We start from the raw sequence: 20,954 nt of genomic DNA, 5'->3' as shown, positions 1-20,954 counted from the left end.
ACATGAGAGGACGATATCCACACTATGACGCAAATTGAGAATACCACAAATCACATTCAAGGGAAACACCTAACTAAAGAAAATCGAGTATCAATTGAAGATTGGACCCGTTTTAACTCCAAAGGGCCGCATGATTTAGTTCATGTTCTTTCGAATCGACAAATCGCGAAGCTCTTAAATACCTCGCCTCAAACTATTAATAATGAACTGAAAAGAGGTACTATTAGGCAGATCCGTCGACAAAAACAAGGTGATAAAACGTACGAGTACGAATATTTCGAATATTCAGCGCAGGCTGGTGAAGCCGTCTACCAACGTAATCACCAATCCTCTGGCCGTCATTCACTAGCTGATCAAGAAGCATGCCAAGCTTTTATCAGATTTACTGATCAACACTTGCTAGCCCGCTATGCTTGGTCACCTGATCAGGTTGTCATGGCTGCTCACCAGGATGCCAAGCTTAGTCAAGCTACAATTCCATGTACTACAACACTCTACAACTGGATCGACCAACAAAAATTGAAAGCCAGAAACATTGATTTGGCCGAAAAAGTCAGTCGTAAGGCGAAAAAAGCCCGGTCTAAAACTAATGAGAAGGTTTTAGGTCGTTCAATTGAAGAACGTCCAATTGAAGTTGATAATCGTCAAGAATTCGGACATTGGGAAATCGATAGTGTTGTTGGCCAACGTGAGGCTGGCGATTTAAATCTGCTGACATTAACGGAACGAAAAACCAGATATGAAGAAGTTATTCTAGTTCAAGGTAAAGAAAACTGTTACGTTAATCAAGTTCTTGTATCGCTTAAACAGGAACTAGGTTTAAAGTTTGAGAAGATTTTTAAGACGATTACTGCTGATAATGGTTCTGAGTTTAGTGAGTTAACTCAGGTCGTCCCCGACCGTGAAAATGGAGGTATCTATTACGCTCATCCATATGCTTCATACGAACGTGGAAGTAATGAACGCAACAATAAGATCCTCCGCGGAATATATTCCAAGGGAAAACCAATCGTGGCACAACCGGCTAAAGCAGCTCGTGAAACAAGTGACTGGATGAATAACACACCACGGCGTTCACTGAGAACTCAGACGCCACGGATGGCGTTAGAAGCTGAACTTCAAAAGATTTTTCAGGCCGGTTAAGCGCGAAAAATGGGCGCGAACGGTGGGTAGGGAGAAAGGCCTTCGCCTCCCGGCTCAAGCCTTTCTCCCTACCCACCGAACTGTACTAAGCTACTAATGTGATAAATAATATGTGAGAGTGGCTAACTTAGACTTGAAATTTCCAAGTTAATTTAGGCTGGAAAATTAACTATTTGAAAAAAATCTAAATTTTTCCTTACGTCTTGAGTTGACTACTACCAAAATTTAACTTATTATAAGATTAAACATAAGGTCACGCGCCTGAAGATTTATCTTCATTGCTGCTTCGGTAGTGCACATAACAAATTAAACTCATCCTTGCTGGAAGGATGGGCTTTTTAAATGTTCATATACTAGTTATATTAAATTTATATTGTCATCATGCTTAATGTTTGCTATAATTATTCTTGTTGTGGAGAGTTGGCAGAGTGGTAATGCACCGGACTCGAAATCCGGCGAACCGGCTAATACCGGCGCGCAGGTTCAAATCCTGTACTCTCCTTATTATATAGTCTTAAATAAATGCCAAAAGCCTTGGAATACCCATTCTAAATGGCTTTTTATTTTTTTATTGGAGGTGAATAAAGGCAAAAAACGGAGGTCGTGTGCACATTATGTGCAAAAAAATAAGCCTCCGATTACTTTGGGGCTGTGAATCTTATTCAGTTGCCAATCTACGCATTACATTCATCATTGTCTTATTTTTCAAAAAGCTTTCCTCGGTCTGTGCCCAAATAGAAGCTTTGCTTTCATTATCAACATCAATAGGCTTGATTTTTAAGTTACTGTTAAAAACGATTTTTTCCTCCATGTTTAAACACCCTTTCAATCTTTAAATAAGAATACAACTAGTTTAACAAATCGTCAAACATTTCTTATAGCTTTAAAGATTTCGTTCATTTTCTTAAAATCAACTTTAATATTATCGTAAATAAACTTTTGTACGTCTTGTTCTGTATATTCTCCTACTGCAATTTTAACAGAGGCTTTATAAAGTGCGCCTTCTAATTCTTGATCGTTGTCGGCTACGAAATAGAATTGATTAGCTTCTAAGAAAAGTTGTGCTGTCATAAAAGCTGTTCTTTTGTTGCCATTGTTAAAAGCTTGGTATTTAGCTATCACATGCCAAATATGAGCGGCCTTAGCCGTAACCGTGGGAAATACGTCTTGACCAAACACTACAGAATTTTTTACCACTGATAATAAGTTAGTTATAATTCCTGGATCTTTCAACCCATATAAACCATATATCCCTTCTTCTTCAAAAATCTTTTGAGCTTTTTCATTCCAATTACACACATCATCTAAAGAAGGAAATATTATATCTATCGGTACATATATAAAGAGCCATTTGTATCCATTGGTTTTAACCTCTACATCTATACCATGATTATTATTTTGGTTTGCAGAATAAACCATTGTGCCTTCTTTTCTATTTTCTAGTTTCTTTTCTTTAAATAGAGTTCTCATAACTACTTTTGCAAACTCATTTTGATGAGGTTTTATAAAATCTACATCCTTATCTATAGGATTTATCAGGACCCCATCATAGTCATAGCCGTTATATCTTATTTTTTCTATAACTAACCACTCCCTTCAAAGTTCAAATAAAGTATAGCACAAAAAATAACGCCCACCCGGGTAAGGTGAGCACGATAACCACAACATAGGCGGGGACATTGATCCGCCTTTTGATAGTATATCATTAATAATAGATTTTTTGTCCAGGTAAGTTAAATTAGCATTCTTACCCCCAATTGTCAAATCAAGTGCGACAAGTGTAAAGCTTAAACTATAAGTGAAGATAGATGTTAGTTCAGTGGGAGGCCGGCCAGGAAGCGTAGCAAATGGCCGGCCTCCCACTGTCGAACTTTAGCCACTACTTATTTGGCTGGGCTAATTCATTTTCTAATGCTTCTTGGGCGGAGTGATAACCTAAAATCCGGCGATATTTGCCATTTAAAGCATTTTGCGCCCGCTGTATTTCCTCTGGTGTGACTTGCCTCAGTGAGTGTCCTTTAGGGAAAAATTCACGTAAAAGCCCATTCGCACGCTCATTGCTACCCCGTTCCCAGGGCGAAGAAGGATGCGCAAAGTAACTTGTAGTTCTTTTTAAACGACTTTGCTCCGAAAACTCTGCTCCATTATCAAAAGTGAGTGTCTTAAAAAGTGTGGGGGCTTGTTTAATAACCTTTTGCACAGCTGCTAAGCAAGTTTGTGCGTGATAATTAGGGACCTTAAGCACGATTTCATACCGGGTTTTCCGCTCAGTTAAAGTCAAAAGTGCCGGCTCACTAGCTTTTCTAACCCCTTTAACTAAATCAGCTTCCCAATTACCAAATGTCAAGCGTTGCTTGACGTCTGCCGGCCTTTTTTCGATCGAGAGGCCCAAGTTTTTCTGATTCTGCCTGACATGGGTATGTTTTGTCGTTTTTATTCTCCGCCGGAGTTTTTGTGGCAAATCAATATTCCTGAGCTGCAATAACCCTTGATCTATATAACGGTAAACTGTGGTTACCGACGGTGTCGGCTTGTCAGGATGGATCCGTTTGAAATAGGCCGTAAAACTGGCCACACTTTGGGAACGAAAAGGTCGCTTCAACTCTTTTGCTAACATTGCAAAATATAACCAACAATTACGTGTCAGCGGTTTTGAATGACACTGACTACGATTTTTCCGATAATTTATCTGGCCGGTCTCTGCGAAATATTGGCGGTAAAATAAATAATCAGAGTTACGCTGCAAGGTCGTCCCACGGGCGATCTCACGATAAATAGTACTTCGTGCCCGACCTAAACGTTGTGCGATCTGCATGACACTCAGACCGTCTTTTAAAGAGGCTTCGATCTGTCCTCTTTCAGCTGCAGATAATTGTTGATAGTGCTTTGGCGTGTTAGAATATATTCGAGTCATAAAGGTCTGCCTTTCTATTTAGTTTAGACACTTATAGTTTAGGCCTTATGGCTTTTTTGTTTAATTTTGACTTGTGTTGCACTTGGATTGTAAATCAGGCTCGTATTTATTTTGACTGGCGTGATCAATTTTTATTGACATGTTGTCAGATTTTCAGCATTAGAAAATCGAAAACTGGATGCAGAAATTAAAATCAAAAATTCTGCATCCAGTTTTTTATTAAAAAAGGCAAAGCAACCATAAGCCGCCTTACCTTCAAACAGTTATAGAAATCAGGTGGTCTTCACCACCAGTCTCATTTTAGTATGTCAATTAGTTTAGTTAAACCTCTTTTGCAATTCTTAACCTTAATTTAGAAGGACTAGCAAACTAAAATTTCCACTCTAAAATGGCTTAATAGAGAACAAAATTATTTACTTTCATCTTCTGATTGTAAAACAGCCATAAACGCCTCTTGTGGGATTTGAACCGTTCCGACATCTTTCATCCGTTTCTTACCGCGTTTTTGCTTTTCTAACAACTTAGCCCTTCTATCAGGATCTCCAGTGTGGATCCGTGATGTAACATCCTTCCGATAAGCCTTGATATTAGTCCGAGCAATTATTTTAGAACCAGTTGCCGCTTGAATTGGGATCTCAAAGTTTTGGCGTGGAATGATCTCTTTAAGCTTTTTAGTGATCACACGCGCACGTTCTTGTGCAAACTGCTTATGCGAAATAAAACTTAACGCATCAACTTTATCACCATTTAACAAAATATCGATTTTTACCAAATCACTCGGTTGTTCCTGGTCAAATTCATAATCCAATGAAGCATAGCCCCGTGTATTTGATTTTAACTTATCAAAGAAATCAAAAATAATTTCCGCTAACGGCATTTTATAAATCACATTGACCCGCGTATCATCCAAATAATTCATCGTCACAAACTGTCCCCGCTTGCGTTGGCACAATTCCATCACTGCCCCAACATAATCATTAGGCACCATTATTTCCGCTTTAACAAATGGTTCATTGATTTGTGCAATATTTGAAACCTCCGGCATATCTGCTGGGTTTGAAACCTTAACGTACGAACCATCAGTCAGCTTAACATTGTAAGTAACTGCTGGAGCCGTTGTGATCAGATCCATATTAAACTCACGCTCTAATCTTTCCTGAACGACATCCATATGCAACAATCCAAGAAAACCACAACGAAAACCAAAACCTAAAGCCTGTGATGTTTCTGGTTCGAACTCCAAGGCTGCGTCATTTAATTGCAGCTTTTCAAGAGCTTCTCGTAAATCATTGTACTTAGCATTATCCGTCGGATATAGTCCAGAATAAACCATCGGATGCATTTCACGATAACCCGCTAAAGGCCTATCAACAGGAGAATCTGCGCTAGTAACAGTATCACCGACCCGTGTGTTTTTTATATTTTTAATGCTGGCCGTCAAATAACCAACATCACCTGCCATCAAAAAATCACGTTTGAGAGGTTTAGGCGAATTCACCCCTACTTCAGCAACTTCATATTCCATCCCACTATTCATCAATTTGATCCGATCACCCGGCTTAACAATACCTTGTGTGACCCTGACGCTTAAAACAACACCCCGATAATCATCATAAATTGAATCAAAGACCAAAGCCTTAAGTGGTGCTTTAAGATCACCAGCAGGAGCAGGTATCTGTTGCACGATCTGTTCCAACATTTCCGGTATTCCAAGACCGGTTTTACCGGAAGTTAGCACTGCTTCAGATGCATCTAAACCAATCAAATCTTCAATTTCCTGTCGAACGACCTCGGGCTGAGCCGATGGAAGATCGACTTTATTAATGACAGGAATAATCTCTAAATCATCGTCAATAGCTAAATAGACATTTGCTAGAGTTTGGGCTTCCACACCTTGGGCGGCATCAACGACTAGCACTGCCCCTTCGCAAGCAGCCAAAGACCGCGAAACTTCATACGAGAAGTCGACATGTCCTGGCGTGTCGATCAAATGAAAAATATAATCTTCCCCATCTTTAGCATGATACTTTAATTCAACAGTATTCAACTTAATAGTAATTCCCCGTTCTCGTTCAAGATCCATGGAATCCAAAAGTTGGGCTTTCATTTCACGATGAGAAACAGTATCCGTCAATTCAAGAATACGATCGGCAATTGTAGATTTGCCATGATCTATATGGGCCACGATCGAAAAATTACGAATATGTTTCTGGCGCTCCTTCATTTCTTCTATATTCATTCAGCAAATTCCTGCTTTCTCTTCTGTTATCTTTCTAACGTTATATTATAGCCTGTCAAAGACTTAATCGTCAATTTAGCAATTTTTCTATATTTTTTAAGGCAAAAAACTCTCAATGGAAAATTTATTGGCAGAAGTTAAAGCCCTAGAAAACAAGCATCAGCAAGTTTCTATACTTAATTTTTTAGGTATTTTAAAAAAAGTTAAAAAAAATGTTGCATACAACCTTGTAAGCGATTTTCTTTTACGGTAGAATGAATGGTGTTGATTTTTTAGCTTATCAGAGAGAAAGGATGTATTATTTTGCAAAAACAACAAACCGTTGAAGCCGGCGTTGCTATGATCAAAGTTTTAGAATCTTGGGGTGTCAAGCATGTTTATGGGTATCCAGGCGGTTCGATCAGTTCGACACTTCATGCTTTAGAAGTTGAACAAGAAAACATTACTTACGTACAAGTCCGTCATGAACAAGTAGGAGCTTTAGCAGCTGCTGGTCATGCCAAAGCCACTGGTGAGATCGGTGTAGCTTTCGGTTCAGCCGGCCCTGGTGCTGTAAACTTATTGAATGGTTTATACGATGCAAAAGAAGATAATGTTCCTGTTTTAGCTATCGTTGGTCAAGTTCCGCGTGCAAACGTAAATTATGACTATTTCCAGGAATTTCCAGAAGTACCTATGTTTACTGATGTTGCAGATTACAATCGTGTTGTTATGACACCAGAAAGTTTGCCATACGTTGTCGACAAGGCTATCCGTGAGGCATACAAAAACAATGGTGTGTCTGTTGTTGTTATTCCTAATGATATTGGTTTTGAGGAAATTGAGGATGTCCCATTCTCTTCTGCACAATTAACAGATCAAAAAGCAGATCCACAACCTGAAGCTACTGACGAAGAAGTCAATCATTTGCTTGAAATGATCAAACAGGCTAAACGCCCAGTTTTCCATGTTGGTTCAGGTATTAAAGATAACCAAGACAAATTACAAAAATTATCAGAAAAACTCCAAATCCCTGTTGTTATTACTGGTCTTGCAAAAGGTAAGGTCGATGATGACTTTGCAGGTAACATGGGTACTTCTAACCGTGCAGCATCTAAAGCCGCTGACGAAGTATTCGGTTCAGCTGACTTAGTTATTGCATTGGGCGCTAACTTCCCATTTGCTAACTTAGTTTACCGCACACATGATTTCACATTTGTACAAATCGATAATGACAAGTCCAAGTTTGGTCGTCATCATTACCTTAACTACAGTATCTGGTCTGATTCAGGTAAATTCTTGGATAAAGCCCTTGAATTAAGTGAACAGCAACCAGAATCACCATTTTACAAGGCTGCTGTCGAGGATATGAAAGACTGGAGAGCTTATCTAGACAGTTTAATGAACAAAACTGAAGGTGAACTTGAATACGAACAAGTTTATCGTGAAATCAATCGTATTGCAGAACCAGATGCTCTTTTTGCAGTCGATGTTGGCGATAATATCATTAACAGTTTCCGTTTCTTAAACATGAAACGTGGCCAAAAGATGACTATCTCCGCCCTCTTTGCAACTATGGGATATGGTCTTCCGGGTGCAATTGCAGGACAATTCGCTTATCCAAAACGTCAAGTCTTTAACATTGCTGGTGACGGCGCGTTCTCAATGGTCATGCAAGATCTTTTAACGCTAAACAAGTACAACTTGCCAGTCATTAACGTTATTACATCAAACCAATATCTCAGCTTTATTAAATCTGAACAAGATGATTTAACTATGAACGATTTTGGTATTGACTTGAAAGATGCTAAGTTCAAAGATATTGCTGAAGCAATGGGTGTTCATGGTATTGAAGTTAATAAAGCAGAAGATCTGTCAGCTGCCTTCGATGAAGCACTTGCAACTTCAAAAGCCGGCAAACCAGTACTGATTGACACTAATATTACTGGCAAACGTGGTATCCCAGTTGAAGAGCTGCAACTTAAAATTGAAGGAGATCACTTTGTAGAATATATTTCCGACGGTTATCAAAAAGCTCATGGCAAACGTTCTATTGAAGAATTCTTTGCAGAATATGATGCTTCTGAATTAAAACCATTCCCTTACTACTTGGAAAAATACGGTGTACAACTTTAATATTTCAAAAAAGTCACATCATTCATGATGCGGCTTTTTTTATGGTACAGTGTATATATTCAAACCACTACAAATAAGGATGGAAAACATGACAAAATTAGCAGTCTACTGTGGAGCCTCTACAGGGGTTTCGCCAGAATTTGAAAAAGCTACGATTGAATTGGGAAAATGGATGGTTGCCCATAATTTCGAATTAGTGTACGGCGGAGGCAAATATGGATTAATGGGGACACTGGCAAAAACGATCAGTGACAATAAAGGAAAAGTTTACGGCATAATACCTGAAGTCCTATATAAACGTGATATCGCATTTGACCGTTTAACAGATTTAGAAGTTGTTGCTGATATGTCTACTCGTAAAAAGAAAATGCTTCAAATTTCCGATGCCTCCTTGGCTTTACCAGGAGGTCCAGGCACACTGGAGGAAATTTCACAGGCTTTCTCCTGGTCGCGGATCGGAGAAAACCCTAACCCTTGTATTTTGTATAATATCTCTAATTTTTATTCACCCTTAGAAAAAATGTACGATTCTATGGTTAAAAACGGCTTTTTAACAAGTGATGATAGACAAAAATTACTATTTACCGGTTCATTACCTGAAATACTAAGCTTTATGAGTAGTTATACACCACCACAGGTTCGTAAATACAGTCGTAAAGACGCAAAAAAATAAATTTCTTGGGCTAATATAACTGGTTTTGGAGGCAAAGGGTCATGACCAAATCTACCATCGACAATAAAGCTCTTTTGTTTAATTATCTGTATAAGAACGTAGCTAAAGCCTTGCCAGCAACTTGCTCAATTCGTGCAGCCAATTTCTCAAAATCTGATATTAGCGCATATTTTTTATTGAAGTATGCTCATAATCTCTGGCTAACGCTTAGAACTGCTGATCATCCGCTATGGCTCAAGAATGCACAACAATTACAAATTGACCTGGGCGACCCAGCAGATTTGGTCCGCTTTTCAGCGTATTTAAAAAAATGCCTTGCACTCAAGAAAAATAACTATTTTCATATAACTTTGGCAGAAATTTCAATACTGAATTTTTTGCTTTCGCTTGAACAAAGAGGCTTGATCTGCGTGCTTCGGCTACCCGCTAAAATATCCTCATCTCATAAATCACTGCCGTTAAATCTCAGCATGTTTATGACACAGGACTTTTATTTAGGACAAAGAAATAATCTCAATCATTTATTATTGCCGATCAAAGATGAAGAATTCCAAAAAATAGTTGCTCGTTTATATGGCAGAAATTTTCTTTTTTCACAATTTTCCGGGCATTCTTTGCTGAAATTGTTGCCTACTAACCAGTGGATCCTCCCTGTATTATCAGACTTAGACCAAAAAAACACCAACTGGCAACAAAACTGCCAACAATTTCTATCAGACAAAACACTCTTAAAACAACTCTAAAAAAGCAGTATCATCATGACTCCAACAAATCATGAATGATACTGCTTATTTGAACTCATTACAAATTACTCAAATTCTTCGTACTCATTAGGGTCTTGCCCATCGATCCGCCCATCTTCACGATCTAAAGTATTAATTGCTTTGATTTCATCATTTGTCAATTCAAAATCAAAAATATCAAGATTAGAACGCTGATGATCCAAATTTGTTGATTTTGGTAAAGGAACAATGCCACGCTGAATGTGCCATCTGAGCAAAATTTGACCAGCATTTTTATTATACTTCTCAGCTAATTTTTTAACGATCGGCTCTGTTAGTGCAGAACTGCCCCGTCCCAAAGGACTCCATGCTTCAGTTACAATGCCACGTTTAGCATTTTCTTTTACACGCTGATCATTTACCCAATAAGGGTGGATCTCAATTTGATTGACTGAAGGAGTAACGCCGGTTTCACTAATAATTTTATCAAGATGTTCGGGTTCAAAATTAGAAACACCGATCGATTTAATTAATCCCAGCTTTTGAGCAGTGACGAGAGACTGCCAAGCTTCGACGTAAAGTCCTCTTTTAGGCAATGGCCAGTGAATTAAATAAAGGTCAAAATAATCTAACCCCATTCGAGCTAACGACTCTCTGATCGCGTTTAAAGCATCATCATAATGATGATATTTTCCAGGTAGTTTAGAAGAGACGAAGAGCTGATCACGGGGAACACCAGAATCGCGAATAGCTTGACCAACTATCCCTTCGTTGTCATAATTTGTTGCACTGTCGATCGAACGATATCCATCTTTAATTGCGGAAATGATTTGATGATAGCCAATTCCACCACGTAATTGGTAAGTTCCCAAGCCCACTTTAGGTAACTTGTAACCATCATTTAGTACTACTTCAGGTATTGTCATTTAATAAATCCTCCTTTAATATATTCTTTAGCTATAGTATAACGCAAAACCGTATTAAAATAATGTAATATGTTTAGTGACATATATCTAGCTAAAAATCTAAAAAATCATGTTAGTTTGTATCATGCAATTAAGTTACTGCTGATACTCATTGCTTTACTACAATAGCAAATGTTGCATAATACAAACACATACTGAATTAAGGAGAACTTCCGATGAATATAACATTTAGATATGCTCAATTAACTGATCTGCCAAAAATTGTTGCAATATATAATCAAACTATCAAGTTAAAAAATGTAACGGCTGATATTCGCCCCGTTTCCGTTTCAGAGAGAAAAGAATGGTTTGCATCTTTCTCAAACGACTCTCATCCTCTTTGGGTCTTAATAAATAAAGAAGATGAAATTGTTGGCTGGATCGGATTAGAACCTTTCTATGGCAGAGCCGCCTATGAGAAAACTGCAGAAATCAGTCTTTACTTAGATGAAAATTATCGCGGTCAACACTTAGGCACTAAAACTCTTGAATTTATTTCAGCACATTTAAAAAAATTAGGTATTCAAAACATAGTGGCTTTTATTTTTAAACAAAATACAGCGAGTTTAAACTTATTCAAGAGACATTTCTTTGAAGAATGGGGATTCTTACCACAAGTTGCTCAAATCGACGAAAATTACCTCGATTTGGTCATTATGGGAAGACATTTTGCAAATGACCAGTAAACGACAGTAAAAAAGGTGGTTGTTACTAACGAAACAGTAACAACCACCCTTTTTTTATTTAAATTCTATCGGGGCAATGTATTCATCGATTGGATGTGTTGCAGTTAGTTGATGAACAGCTGACCTAATTTTCTCTAATTCTATTTTATCGTCATGATGATCGATCGCCCTTACGATCAACTGTGCAACCTGACGACAATCTGCTTCATTAAAACCACGAGTCGTTATCGCAGGCGTACCTAACCTGATCCCAGAAGTTTTAAATGGGCTCAACTTTTCGGCAGGAATAGCTTCTTTGTTTGTCGTAATTGAAACAGAATCGAGGACTTCTTGGGCTTGTTTTCCGTTAAGAGCAGTCTTTGATAGATCTAAAGTCATTAAATGATTATCTGTTCCACCAGAAACTACCCGGACATGTTCAAAATGAGAAAATTCATCAGCCATTGCCTGAGCATTTTTAATAATCTGTGCAGCATAGACTTTAAATTCGGGTTGAAGATCTTCATGTAACATGGCAGCTTTAGCTGCGATCACGTGATCTAACGGACCACCCTGTGAGCCAGGGAAAACGGCTGAATTTATCTTTTTAGCATATTTTTCTTTTGCAAGGATCAAACCACCTCGTGGGCCTCTTAAAGTTTTATGCGTAGTTGTTGTTACAACATCAGCGTATGGGACCGGATTAGGATGAAGTCCTGCAGCTACAAGCCCGGCAATGTGAGCCATATCAACTAATAAATAGGCACCGACATCATCTGCAATTTCACGAAACTTTGCCCAATCGATCGTCTGACTGTATGCTGATGCTCCGGCGATAATTAAATTTGGTTGGATTTCACGTGCTATTCTCAAAATCTCATCATAGTCAAGTAACTCAGTTTCAGGATTTAAACCGTAAGAAAAAGATTGGTATAACTTACCGCTAAAATTAACTTTGGCCCCATGAGACAAATGACCCCCAGCATTCAGATCCATTCCTAAAATTTTATCTCCTGGTTGTAAAAAGGCCGTGTAAACCTCTTGGTTTGCTTGTGAACCTGAATGAGGCTGAACATTGACATATTCAGCTCCAAAAAGCTTTTTTGCTCTGTCAATTGCGAGATTTTCAATAATATCGACATATTCATTACCGCCATAGTATCGCTTACCCGGATAGCCTTCCGAATACTTGTTAGTTAAAACAGAACCTTGTGCGGCGCGCACAGCGGGTGAAACAATATTTTCCGATGCGATCAATTCAATATTGTCTTGTTGTCGTTGTTGTTCATTTTCAATTGCTTGCCATAATTCTGGATCTAATTTTTGGTAATTCAACTAAACATCAGCTCCCTTTATTTACTATAAAATATCATAACACGTAACCAATTTAATTGGCGCAACAAATGTAAATAGTGACATTTCAGAGTGAAAAAAAGCAGGAGATCTTTCTCCCGCTTTTTACACTATTATAGTCTAAAAGAAATGACGCATAATATCCTTGATCGGTGGTAACTTAGGCATGCGACGTTTCTTCGCGAGGTACTGTGTTCCAAACTTTGTATACCCCTTTGCTTCGCTGCTTACGATCTGACCTGGAAGTGGAGCATCGTCAGCAACATATGCATTGATCAAAACAGGACGATCTTTAACTTTGTATGCTTTTTTCAAAGCAGCAGCAAATTCTTGCTTGTTAGTTACGGTATAGCCGACACCACCAGCGGCATCAGCAAACTTAGCATAGTCCATATCTTCAAGATCGATCGCATAATTCAACTGACCAGCAGACTGTTGTTCATATTGAATAAATGCTAATTTTCTATTATTTAAAACAATATTGATCAGCGGCATCTTGTACTTAACAGCCGTTACAAAGTCTTCCATCACCATGGCGAATGCGCCGTCACCGTTGATCGAAATCACTTGACGATCAGGATAAGCTTGAGAAGCAGCGATAGCGCCCGGTAGCGCACACCCCATTGTGCCTAACCACGAAGAAATTGTATACTTCTGTTGTGGGCCCACTGGCAAATAACGTGCACTCCAAGAAGTTGCTGTCCCAACGTCAATTGCAAAAATGGCATCTTTAGCAGCTGTTTTCTTGATTTGATCAAACAAAACTTCTGGTGCTAAAGGTGAACCTTTCAAGTCTTTTTTGGCTTCGACCCATGAATTCCAAGTAGCCATGTGTTTCTGGCATTCAGCTAAAAATGTGCCGTCAGTCGATTCTAAGCCAGCATTTAAAATTGCCTCTATGACTTCGCCAGAATCACCATGAATTGCGACATCAGCTGGAAAACGTTTGTTTAGATGACTTGGTTCTAAGTTGATCTGAATACTCTTAGCACGTCCCGGCTTTGGCAAATAGTCTGTATATGGATAATTTGTTCCGATCATCAAAACAAGATCAGCTGACTTCATAGCCTGATAAGCAGCTTTTGTCCCCAGTTTACCGACCTGTCCTAAAGAGTTCGGGTGATCATCTGGAACCAATCCTTTTGCAGGCAAAGTTTCAACAAATGGGATCTTATACGTTTCTACAAAACGCTGCATAATTTCACCAGAGTGCTTGATCCCAGTTCCAAATAAAGCAACAGGTTTTTTAGCCCTGTTTAACAAGTCAACTGCTTCTTCAACTTGAGCAGCAGGAACCGAGGGTTTTTGTAATTTAAATAAATCAGCTGTAGGTTTAAAAGCAGTGGTTAATTTTTGCTGTGGAATATCATCTGGGATCGTTAAAACAGCCACACCTTGTTTTTCATAAGCTGTCCTGATTGCTTCGTCAACCGTTTCAGCCAAATGATCGACTGATGTGATCGAACGATTATAGACAGCTACATCTTCAAACAATTGTGGTGTATTAACTTCTTGGAAAAAACCAGTATTGAGTAAATTGGACTCAACTTGCCCCAGTAAAGCCAGGACAGGCGCATGGTCCATCTTAGCATCATATAATCCATTTAACATGTGAATTGCACCAGGGCCGCCGATCGACAAACATACTGCTAATTTATCTGTTAACTTGGCCTCTGCTGCAGCGGCTAAAGCGCCGACTTCTTCATGGCGAACTTGAATAAATTTAACTTTATCTGCTTGACGACGAATACCATCAACTGTAGTATCGATCGAATCACCAGGAAGACCATATACATGGTCTACTCCCCAGGCAGTTAAAACGTCTACTAATCTATCTGCACCATTTTTCATAACTTATTATCTCCCTGTTAAAAATTTCCTAGGGACACGGTTTCTTTTTGTAAGATACTAACGAAAAAAGAAGAAATGTCCTGACTGGGAATATTTACTTTTATCGAAGATCGTTGGTATTGTTACCGTGTCTTTAGATACCAACACAAAATATTGCGCAAAATTTAGTTTACCGCAAACTGACTGTTTTTTCAAAGAATTTTCATTATTTGGTGAAAATTCTTTGAAAAAAGTTTCTATGATACTTAAATTGCCAAATCGATCTTATTTTAAGTTAGTCCGAATGAAATTAATGATCAGATCACTGATCTCTGGCTGCATATATAGCTCGTCCATATGTTCTGCACCTTCTAATTCTATCAAGTCGGCTGGATGACCGTTTTCAGTTAAACTTGCATATAATTTTTCAGAATCACTGACAGGTACGACTGCATCCTTAGTACCGTGCAAAATCAAGAAAGGAACTTTATTTTGTCCTACAAATTGAAGCGGATCAGCCCGAGCATCTAGTTTAGGAGCATCTTCAGGCTCCGCACCCAATAAATTACGATACACGAAATCAAAATCATTAGAAGCACTTTTTTGTTTAGCAGATAAGGGGTCCACTACACCATACCACGGGATCGCCTGCGAGACAGCGCTGCTTTCATCCAAGTAGTCTCCCTTATCATATCCTGTCATATTATTAGTCAGAGCTGTCATACTGGCTAAATGTCCACCTGCCGACTCACCCATAACGATGACTTGTTCTTTATTTATTTGATACTTAGCGGCGTGTGCTTTTAAATAACGGATCGCAGCTTTAGCATCCTCAAGTTGGGCCGGCCAATTTGCTAGGTTACTATGTCGATACTCAACACTTGCGACAACAAAACCAGCGCGCGCAAAATCAACCAGATTGGGCAAATGAACATTCTGGTCAACATCCATCCAGCCACCACCTGCAAACCAAACGATTAAAGGCAGCGACTTTTCTTGCTGTTCAAAGTGCCTAATAACCGTTAGCTTTAAATCACGTGTGCTATGCCCTAACCACCCTGGAACTTGTGCATAAGTTACATTATTTTCCTGCCATAAACCAGCACGTTGCTTAGTGACCTTGATTGTTTTTTTCATTCTTGATGTACCTCCAATTAAAAGTTAAAGTAAATTTGATACAATAGATTTATTATAACAAATAATTTACTAACTTTTAATTAGACTTTTTTAAGTTTTAATTATTTGCTGGATCTTAGGGTTAATCTATTACGTGAGAATTTACTACTTTTGCATAGTCTTGACCACAATAATGGTTGATCAACGAAAGATATTCATCGCTAGTTAAAGATTGACCAGTTGCTACTAGAAAATCATAATGAACATCTAGTTCAGCAATTTTAAAACCTGCTGACTGGAACCCATTAGCTTGGTAAAAAGAAAATCTTTTCTTACGAGCTTCATAATCAGCATATTTTGGAGAAACTTCTTCGATCAACAAGCAAACCCTATTTGTCGAATACTTTTCTTTGACTGCTGCTAAAGCTGCACTACCATAACCCTCTCCACGAAGTTCTGGCGCGATAGCTAAAAATCCAATATAAGTCAAATCATTTTCGGTCATACAATAGACCAAACCGACCCACTTTTCATCATCATAAATGCTCCAAAATTCATTATTAGGATCATTAAAATGGCCAAAAAGCAAGTCTGTTGGATACAATTCGTCTACAGGAAAAGCCTGTTGATATAAAGCATATACTTGATCACAATCTGGCTGGTCGGGATTTGTTAAATTTAACTTCAAGTTCATAATACCTTTGTTCCTCCTTAAAATAAAAAGCATAATGTCTTAAACATTATGCCAAACCTACATTAAAATACTTTGCCAATATAAGTTCCTAACGTAATATGACGGAAATCAAAGTCGGCAAGTTCAGAGAGTTTGATCACTCTTGTAACACCATGAGCGATCATTAAGTTCAGTGGCTTTTCATCGTCATCAGGTATCACCAAAACGATCGGCTTGTTCATGGTAGCTAAAACACCGCATTCGTATGCGATACCGTCGTCAATATCACTAGGATTGAAAAGCATGATACCAATATCTGAGCCCTTGATCCCTGCAATATCAGCTCTAAATGTTTGCACTTGCCATTCAATATCATCCATAAGTTCTGGATGTTCGGTCACATTCAAATCTTTATACTGGAAATCTAATGGATAATGTGAAAATTTACGACTGACTGACGGGTTCTTGGCAATAGCTTTCAAACCAGCTTGCCGTAATTTATCCTGTTCCTCACTAAACCAAGCACAACCGATATAAGCTTTAACTGGCGAAACTTCTGGGTCAAATTCTACATTTTTTTCTTTTGCGATCGTCATTTATATCTCCTTGTCATGTTAACAATTTAATCTCATAACTCAATTCTATATAAATTATTAACAAAAAGCAATTGCTGAATTTAACAGTAACGTCAACTGCTCACTAAACAATTTTTATCAATAAGGGACTGCTTGTTTTTTCTTCAAGCGCAAAAAAAGGGACCCTATACCAAGAGTAAGAGTCCCAAGAAAAAATTATTTTTTAAACCTATCGAAAAATGATCCATCGCCCGATGGTTTTTCTCCTGAAGCAGCTGCAAGATCATGCAATGCTTCCTTTTGCTTTTTATTAAGTCTTTGTGGAGTAACGACCTTCACAGTGACACGTTCATCACCATTGCCCTTACCTCTTAAAAGAGGAGCTCCCTTACCACGCAAACGGAAAGTAGTATTAGTTTGTGTTCCGGCAGGTATCGTTAGTTTGACCTTGCCATGCACAGTTTTGACTTCAATTTCATCACCAAGTGCTGCTTGTACAAAAGAAATATCCTGATCTAAATAGATCTCTGCTCCATCACGTTTATAGATCTTGCTTGGCGCAACGGTAAAGATAATATATAGATCCCCATATGGTCCGCCATTTTGACCAGCTTCACCTTGGCCTTGCAAACGCATTTGATTGCCATCTTCAACCCCTGCAGGAACCGTGACTTCGACTGCATGCTTTTCTTGCACTCTACCGGTGCCATGACAAGTATCACATTTTTCCTTGATTTCTTTACCAGTACCGTTACACTTATCACATTGTTGCTGTGTCATTACACGTCCGAGTGGTGTTTGACGCTGAACCTGAATAAACCCACGGCCACCACATTTAGAACAAGTCTCCGGCGATGTGCCCGGTTTAGCCCCGTTCCCGCCGCAAGTCTTACACTGTGCCTCACGCGTATAATCAACAGTCGTTTTCTTACCAAAAATAGCTTCCTCAAAAGTGAGATGCATCTCATATTGCAAGTCGCGTCCCTGACGAGGACCATTTTGATTTCGTTCACGGCCGCCGCCACCAAAGAATGAACCAAAAATATCGTCAAATCCACCAAAATCACCAAAACCGCCTTGGTCAAAGCCGCCGAAGCCGCCACCACCAAAACCGCCTTGTTGGTCAGTTGAGCCAAATTGATCATATTGAGCTTTCTTTTTCTCATCACCCAAAATATCATAGGCTTCGTTAACTTCTTTAAATTTTTCCTCTGCGCCCGGTTCATGATTTAGATCCGGGTGATACTTCTTAGATAATTTCCGGTATGCTTTCTTTATTTCATCAGCAGAAGCATCCTTGGAAACTCCAAGAACTTCATATGGATCTTTTTGCTCAGCCATATCCGTCCTCCAAATTAATTCATCTTACGTCCCTTTAGCTTATCACATCTATATCCAAATAAAAAGCCAAAGTCCACTAACGGACTTCGACCTTTTAAATTACAGCTAACTAATTAGTTCTTGTCGTCCGGATCGACTTCTTTAAAATCACCGTTTACGGTACCGTCATCATTGGAACCATTGTTATCTGATGACGAATTATCAGCAGCACCGTCTTGAGCTTTTTGGGCATCCTGAGCTTGTTGATAAAGTTTAACTGACATATCCTGGACTAATTTAGTTAAGTCATCTTTCTTAGTCTTCATGTCGTCAACATTATTTGCTTCTTGAGCCTTCTTCAACTCATCACGAGCATCTTTGATCTTTTGAACTTCGTCTTCACCGACAGCTTTGTTGTCTTTGACTTCATCCAAAGTCTTATCCGTCTGGAAGATCAGTTGATCGACTTCATTTTTCAAGTCAACTTCTTCTTTACGCTTCTTGTCGTTCTCTTCGTTTTCTTTAGCTTCATTGACCATACGATCAATTTCTTCATCAGAAAGGCCGGAAGAACTCTTGATAGTGATCTTTTGTTCTTTATTTGTGCCAAGGTCCTTAGCAGAAACATTAACAATACCGTTCTTATCAATATCAAATGAAACCTGGATCTGTGGAACACCACGAGGAGCAGCAGGAATATCTGTCAATTGGAAACGACCTAATGTCTTATTATCTGCAGCCATTGGACGTTCACCTTGTAAAACATGAATATCTACAGCTGGTTGGTTATCTGCAGCCGTTGAAAATGTCTGTGACTTCGATGTTGGGATCGTAGTATTACGATCGATCAACTTAGTGAAGACACCGCCCATTGTTTCAATACCTAATGAAAGTGGTGTAACATCAAGTAAAACAACATCCTTAACATCACCAGTGATCACACCGGCTTGAATAGCAGCACCTAAAGCGACAGCTTCGTCAGGGTTAACCGATTCGTTTGGTTGATGACCAGTTTCTTTTTCAACTAATTCCTTAACAGCAGGGATACGTGTTGAACCGCCGACCAAAATAACTTCATCAATATCACCAGTCGACAAATCAGCATCAGATAGGGCATTTCGAACAGGAATACGTGTTCTTTCAACCAAATCAGCTGTTAATTCATTAAACTTAGCACGTGTCAATGTTGTTTCCAAATGCAAAGGCCCTGCTTGTCCAGCAGTAATAAATGGCAAAGAAATTTGGGCTGAAGAAATACCAGAAAGGTCTTTTTTAGCTTTTTCAGCAGCATCCTTTAAACGTTGCATTGCCATCTTGTCCTTAGAAAGGTCGATCCCATTTTCTTGTTTAAAGTTATCAACTAACCAGTTGATGATCTTATTATCGAAATCATCACCACCAAGGTGTGTATCACCATTAGTAGAAAGTACTTGGAATACCCCATCACCTAATTCAAGGATAGAAACATCAAATGTACCACCACCAAGGTCATAAACCATGATCTTTTCGTCTTTGTCAGTTTTATCTAAACCATAAGCTAAAGCCGCAGCAGTAGGTTCGTTAACAATTCTTTCAACTTTCAGACCAGCAATTTTACCAGCGTCTTTAGTTGCTTGACGTTGTGAATCATTAAAGTATGCAGGAACAGTAATAACTGCTTGAGAAACTGATTCACCCAAATATGATTCTGCATAATTTTTAATGTGTTGTAAAATCATAGCAGAAATTTCTTGTGGAGTATATTCCTTGCCGTTGACCGAAACTTTATAATTTTCTTCTCCCATGTGACTCTTGATCGAAGAAACTGTATCTGGGTTAGTGATGGCCTGGCGTTTAGCAACTTCACCAACTTGTGTTTCACCATCTTTAAAGGACACTACAGAAGGAGTTGTCCGATTTCCTTCAGGATTAGTGATGATCTTTGCATCTTTACCTTCAAGAACAGCAACTGCAGAGTTTGTGGTCCCTAAATCAATACCAATAACTTTTGACATACAATTCTACCTCTCTTAAAAATTAATTTTTCAATATTTTTAATAACATTATTTATTGTGCAACAACTACCATTGCAGGCCTTAAGACACGGTCTTTAAGCATATATCCTTCTTGATAAACTTCAACAACTGTGTCTGCTTTTTGCCCTTTTTGCACTGGCACTGTTTTAACAGCCTGATGGAAGTTAGGGTCAAACTTTTCATTCAAAGAATTCATTTTAACGACGTGATTGTTTGAAAGTGCGTTTTGAATATCGTTGGCAACCATTTCTACGCCCTTTTTCAACTGCTTAGAGCTTTTATCATCAACTTCAATTTCTAAAGCACGTTTCAAATTATCAACAGCCGGCAAAATTGCCTTTGCAATCTCTTGACCTTGATATCTTAACAAGCGTTCCTGCTCTTTTTTATAGCGGTTTTGCATATTAACTATCTCGGCTTCTGCACGTAAATACTTATCTTCTGTCTCATCCAGCTTTTGGGATAGTTCATCTATTTTAGCTTGTTTTGTATCAATCTTTTTTGTTTGAGCTTCTTCATTATTAACTGCTTTGTTGCCATCTTCTGGTTGTTTCACTGCAGCATCTGAAGCAGAGTCTTTCTTTACTTTCTCAGGTTTTTCGCTCAAATTTTTTTCATCGGCCAAATTAACACCCC

The 20,954-nt window shown here is 38.7% G+C and carries 19 protein-coding genes and 1 tRNA gene; 7 read left to right on the top strand and 13 right to left on the bottom strand.

Going from position 1 to position 20,954, the window contains the following annotated elements; genetic code table 11:
• The first annotated feature begins 24 nt into the window (after window positions 1-24).
• The gene (locus tag BQ5903_RS05485; RefSeq protein WP_010496125.1) at window positions 25-1,143 is read left to right on the top strand and encodes an IS30 family transposase; all 1,119 of its coding nucleotides are present in this window, start codon (window positions 25-27) and stop codon (window positions 1,141-1,143) included.
• Between the two features lie 414 nt (window positions 1,144-1,557).
• Window positions 1,558-1,645, top strand: a tRNA-Ser gene (locus BQ5903_RS05480).
• A 156-nt stretch (window positions 1,646-1,801) separates the two neighbouring features.
• Here BQ5903_RS05480 and BQ5903_RS05475 read toward each other — a convergent pair.
• From BQ5903_RS05475 to lepA, 4 genes are all read right to left on the bottom strand, one after another.
• Complete coding sequence (locus tag BQ5903_RS05475; protein WP_154022015.1) at window positions 1,802-1,954, bottom strand: hypothetical protein; 153 nt, start codon at window positions 1,952-1,954, stop codon at window positions 1,802-1,804.
• A gap of 53 nt (window positions 1,955-2,007) precedes the next feature.
• The gene (locus BQ5903_RS05470; protein ID WP_010496130.1) at window positions 2,008-2,613 is read right to left on the bottom strand and encodes a type II toxin-antitoxin system death-on-curing family toxin; all 606 of its coding nucleotides are present in this window, start codon (window positions 2,611-2,613) and stop codon (window positions 2,008-2,010) included.
• A gap of 409 nt (window positions 2,614-3,022) precedes the next feature.
• On the bottom strand, window positions 3,023-4,057 hold the full coding sequence (locus BQ5903_RS05465) for an IS30 family transposase (protein ID WP_079578356.1): 1,035 nt from the start codon (window positions 4,055-4,057) through the stop codon (window positions 3,023-3,025).
• A 409-nt stretch (window positions 4,058-4,466) separates the two neighbouring features.
• Entirely contained in the window at window positions 4,467-6,296 is a 1,830-nt protein-coding gene (lepA, locus tag BQ5903_RS05460) for a translation elongation factor 4 (protein ID WP_056988131.1), read from the bottom strand.
• 115 nt (window positions 6,297-6,411) lie between these two features.
• Between lepA and BQ5903_RS12225 the strand changes: the two genes are divergently transcribed.
• The 4 genes from BQ5903_RS12225 to BQ5903_RS05445 all read left to right on the top strand — a co-directional run bounded on the left by BQ5903_RS12225 (window position 6,412) and on the right by BQ5903_RS05445 (window position 9,827).
• Window positions 6,412-6,549, top strand: a complete 138-nt coding sequence (locus BQ5903_RS12225) for a hypothetical protein (RefSeq protein WP_231920922.1) — start codon at window positions 6,412-6,414, stop codon at window positions 6,547-6,549.
• Between the two features lie 86 nt (window positions 6,550-6,635).
• A complete protein-coding gene (gene spxB, locus BQ5903_RS05455) occupies window positions 6,636-8,411 on the top strand; it encodes a pyruvate oxidase (protein WP_035631058.1) in 1,776 nt (591 codons plus the stop codon).
• A gap of 88 nt (window positions 8,412-8,499) precedes the next feature.
• Window positions 8,500-9,084, top strand: coding sequence for an LOG family protein (locus BQ5903_RS05450; RefSeq protein WP_010496142.1), 585 nt, complete (start codon window positions 8,500-8,502; stop codon window positions 9,082-9,084).
• 41 nt (window positions 9,085-9,125) lie between these two features.
• Window positions 9,126-9,827 carry a hypothetical protein gene (locus tag BQ5903_RS05445; protein ID WP_010496144.1) on the top strand — a complete coding sequence of 234 codons (702 nt, stop codon included), beginning with the start codon at window positions 9,126-9,128 and terminating at the stop codon, window positions 9,825-9,827.
• Window positions 9,828-9,892: 65 nt separating this feature from the next.
• On the opposite strand, the gene BQ5903_RS05440 is transcribed toward BQ5903_RS05445, so the two are convergent.
• Window positions 9,893-10,732, bottom strand: a complete 840-nt coding sequence (locus BQ5903_RS05440) for an aldo/keto reductase (RefSeq protein ID WP_010496146.1) — start codon at window positions 10,730-10,732, stop codon at window positions 9,893-9,895.
• Window positions 10,733-10,947: 215 nt separating this feature from the next.
• On the opposite strand from BQ5903_RS05440, the gene BQ5903_RS05435 reads away from it, so the two are divergent.
• Window positions 10,948-11,457: a GNAT family N-acetyltransferase gene (locus BQ5903_RS05435; protein ID WP_010496148.1), complete on the top strand. Its 510-nt coding sequence runs from the start codon at window positions 10,948-10,950 to the stop codon at window positions 11,455-11,457.
• Between the two features lie 54 nt (window positions 11,458-11,511).
• Here the strand turns inward: BQ5903_RS05435 and glyA are convergent, their stop codons facing one another.
• The 8 genes from glyA to grpE form a co-directional block, all read right to left on the bottom strand.
• On the bottom strand, window positions 11,512-12,771 hold the full coding sequence (gene glyA, locus BQ5903_RS05430; protein ID WP_010496150.1) for a serine hydroxymethyltransferase: 1,260 nt from the start codon (window positions 12,769-12,771) through the stop codon (window positions 11,512-11,514).
• Between the two features lie 138 nt (window positions 12,772-12,909).
• Complete coding sequence (locus tag BQ5903_RS05425) at window positions 12,910-14,640, bottom strand: pyruvate oxidase (RefSeq protein ID WP_010496152.1); 1,731 nt, start codon at window positions 14,638-14,640, stop codon at window positions 12,910-12,912.
• Between the two features lie 264 nt (window positions 14,641-14,904).
• Entirely contained in the window at window positions 14,905-15,756 is an 852-nt protein-coding gene (locus BQ5903_RS05420; protein WP_010496154.1) for an alpha/beta hydrolase, read from the bottom strand.
• Between the two features lie 121 nt (window positions 15,757-15,877).
• Window positions 15,878-16,429, bottom strand: a complete 552-nt coding sequence (locus BQ5903_RS05415) for a GNAT family N-acetyltransferase (protein ID WP_079579018.1) — start codon at window positions 16,427-16,429, stop codon at window positions 15,878-15,880.
• 62 nt (window positions 16,430-16,491) lie between these two features.
• On the bottom strand, window positions 16,492-17,004 hold the full coding sequence (locus tag BQ5903_RS05410) for a nucleoside 2-deoxyribosyltransferase (RefSeq protein WP_010496158.1): 513 nt from the start codon (window positions 17,002-17,004) through the stop codon (window positions 16,492-16,494).
• Between the two features lie 195 nt (window positions 17,005-17,199).
• Complete coding sequence (gene dnaJ, locus BQ5903_RS05405; RefSeq protein WP_010496162.1) at window positions 17,200-18,324, bottom strand: molecular chaperone DnaJ; 1,125 nt, start codon at window positions 18,322-18,324, stop codon at window positions 17,200-17,202.
• Window positions 18,325-18,437: 113 nt separating this feature from the next.
• Window positions 18,438-20,297, bottom strand: a complete 1,860-nt coding sequence (gene dnaK, locus BQ5903_RS05400; protein ID WP_010496163.1) for a molecular chaperone DnaK — start codon at window positions 20,295-20,297, stop codon at window positions 18,438-18,440.
• 52 nt (window positions 20,298-20,349) lie between these two features.
• Window positions 20,350-20,943, bottom strand: a complete 594-nt coding sequence (grpE, locus tag BQ5903_RS05395; RefSeq protein WP_010496164.1) for a nucleotide exchange factor GrpE — start codon at window positions 20,941-20,943, stop codon at window positions 20,350-20,352.
• Window positions 20,944-20,954: the final 11 nt, after the last annotated feature.

This window comes from Ligilactobacillus acidipiscis (genome assembly GCF_900116935.1).
GTDB lineage: Bacteria > Bacillota > Bacilli > Lactobacillales > Lactobacillaceae > Ligilactobacillus > Ligilactobacillus acidipiscis.
Note: the sequence above shows the minus strand (reverse complement) of the source record. Positions and strands in the feature narration are given on the sequence as shown.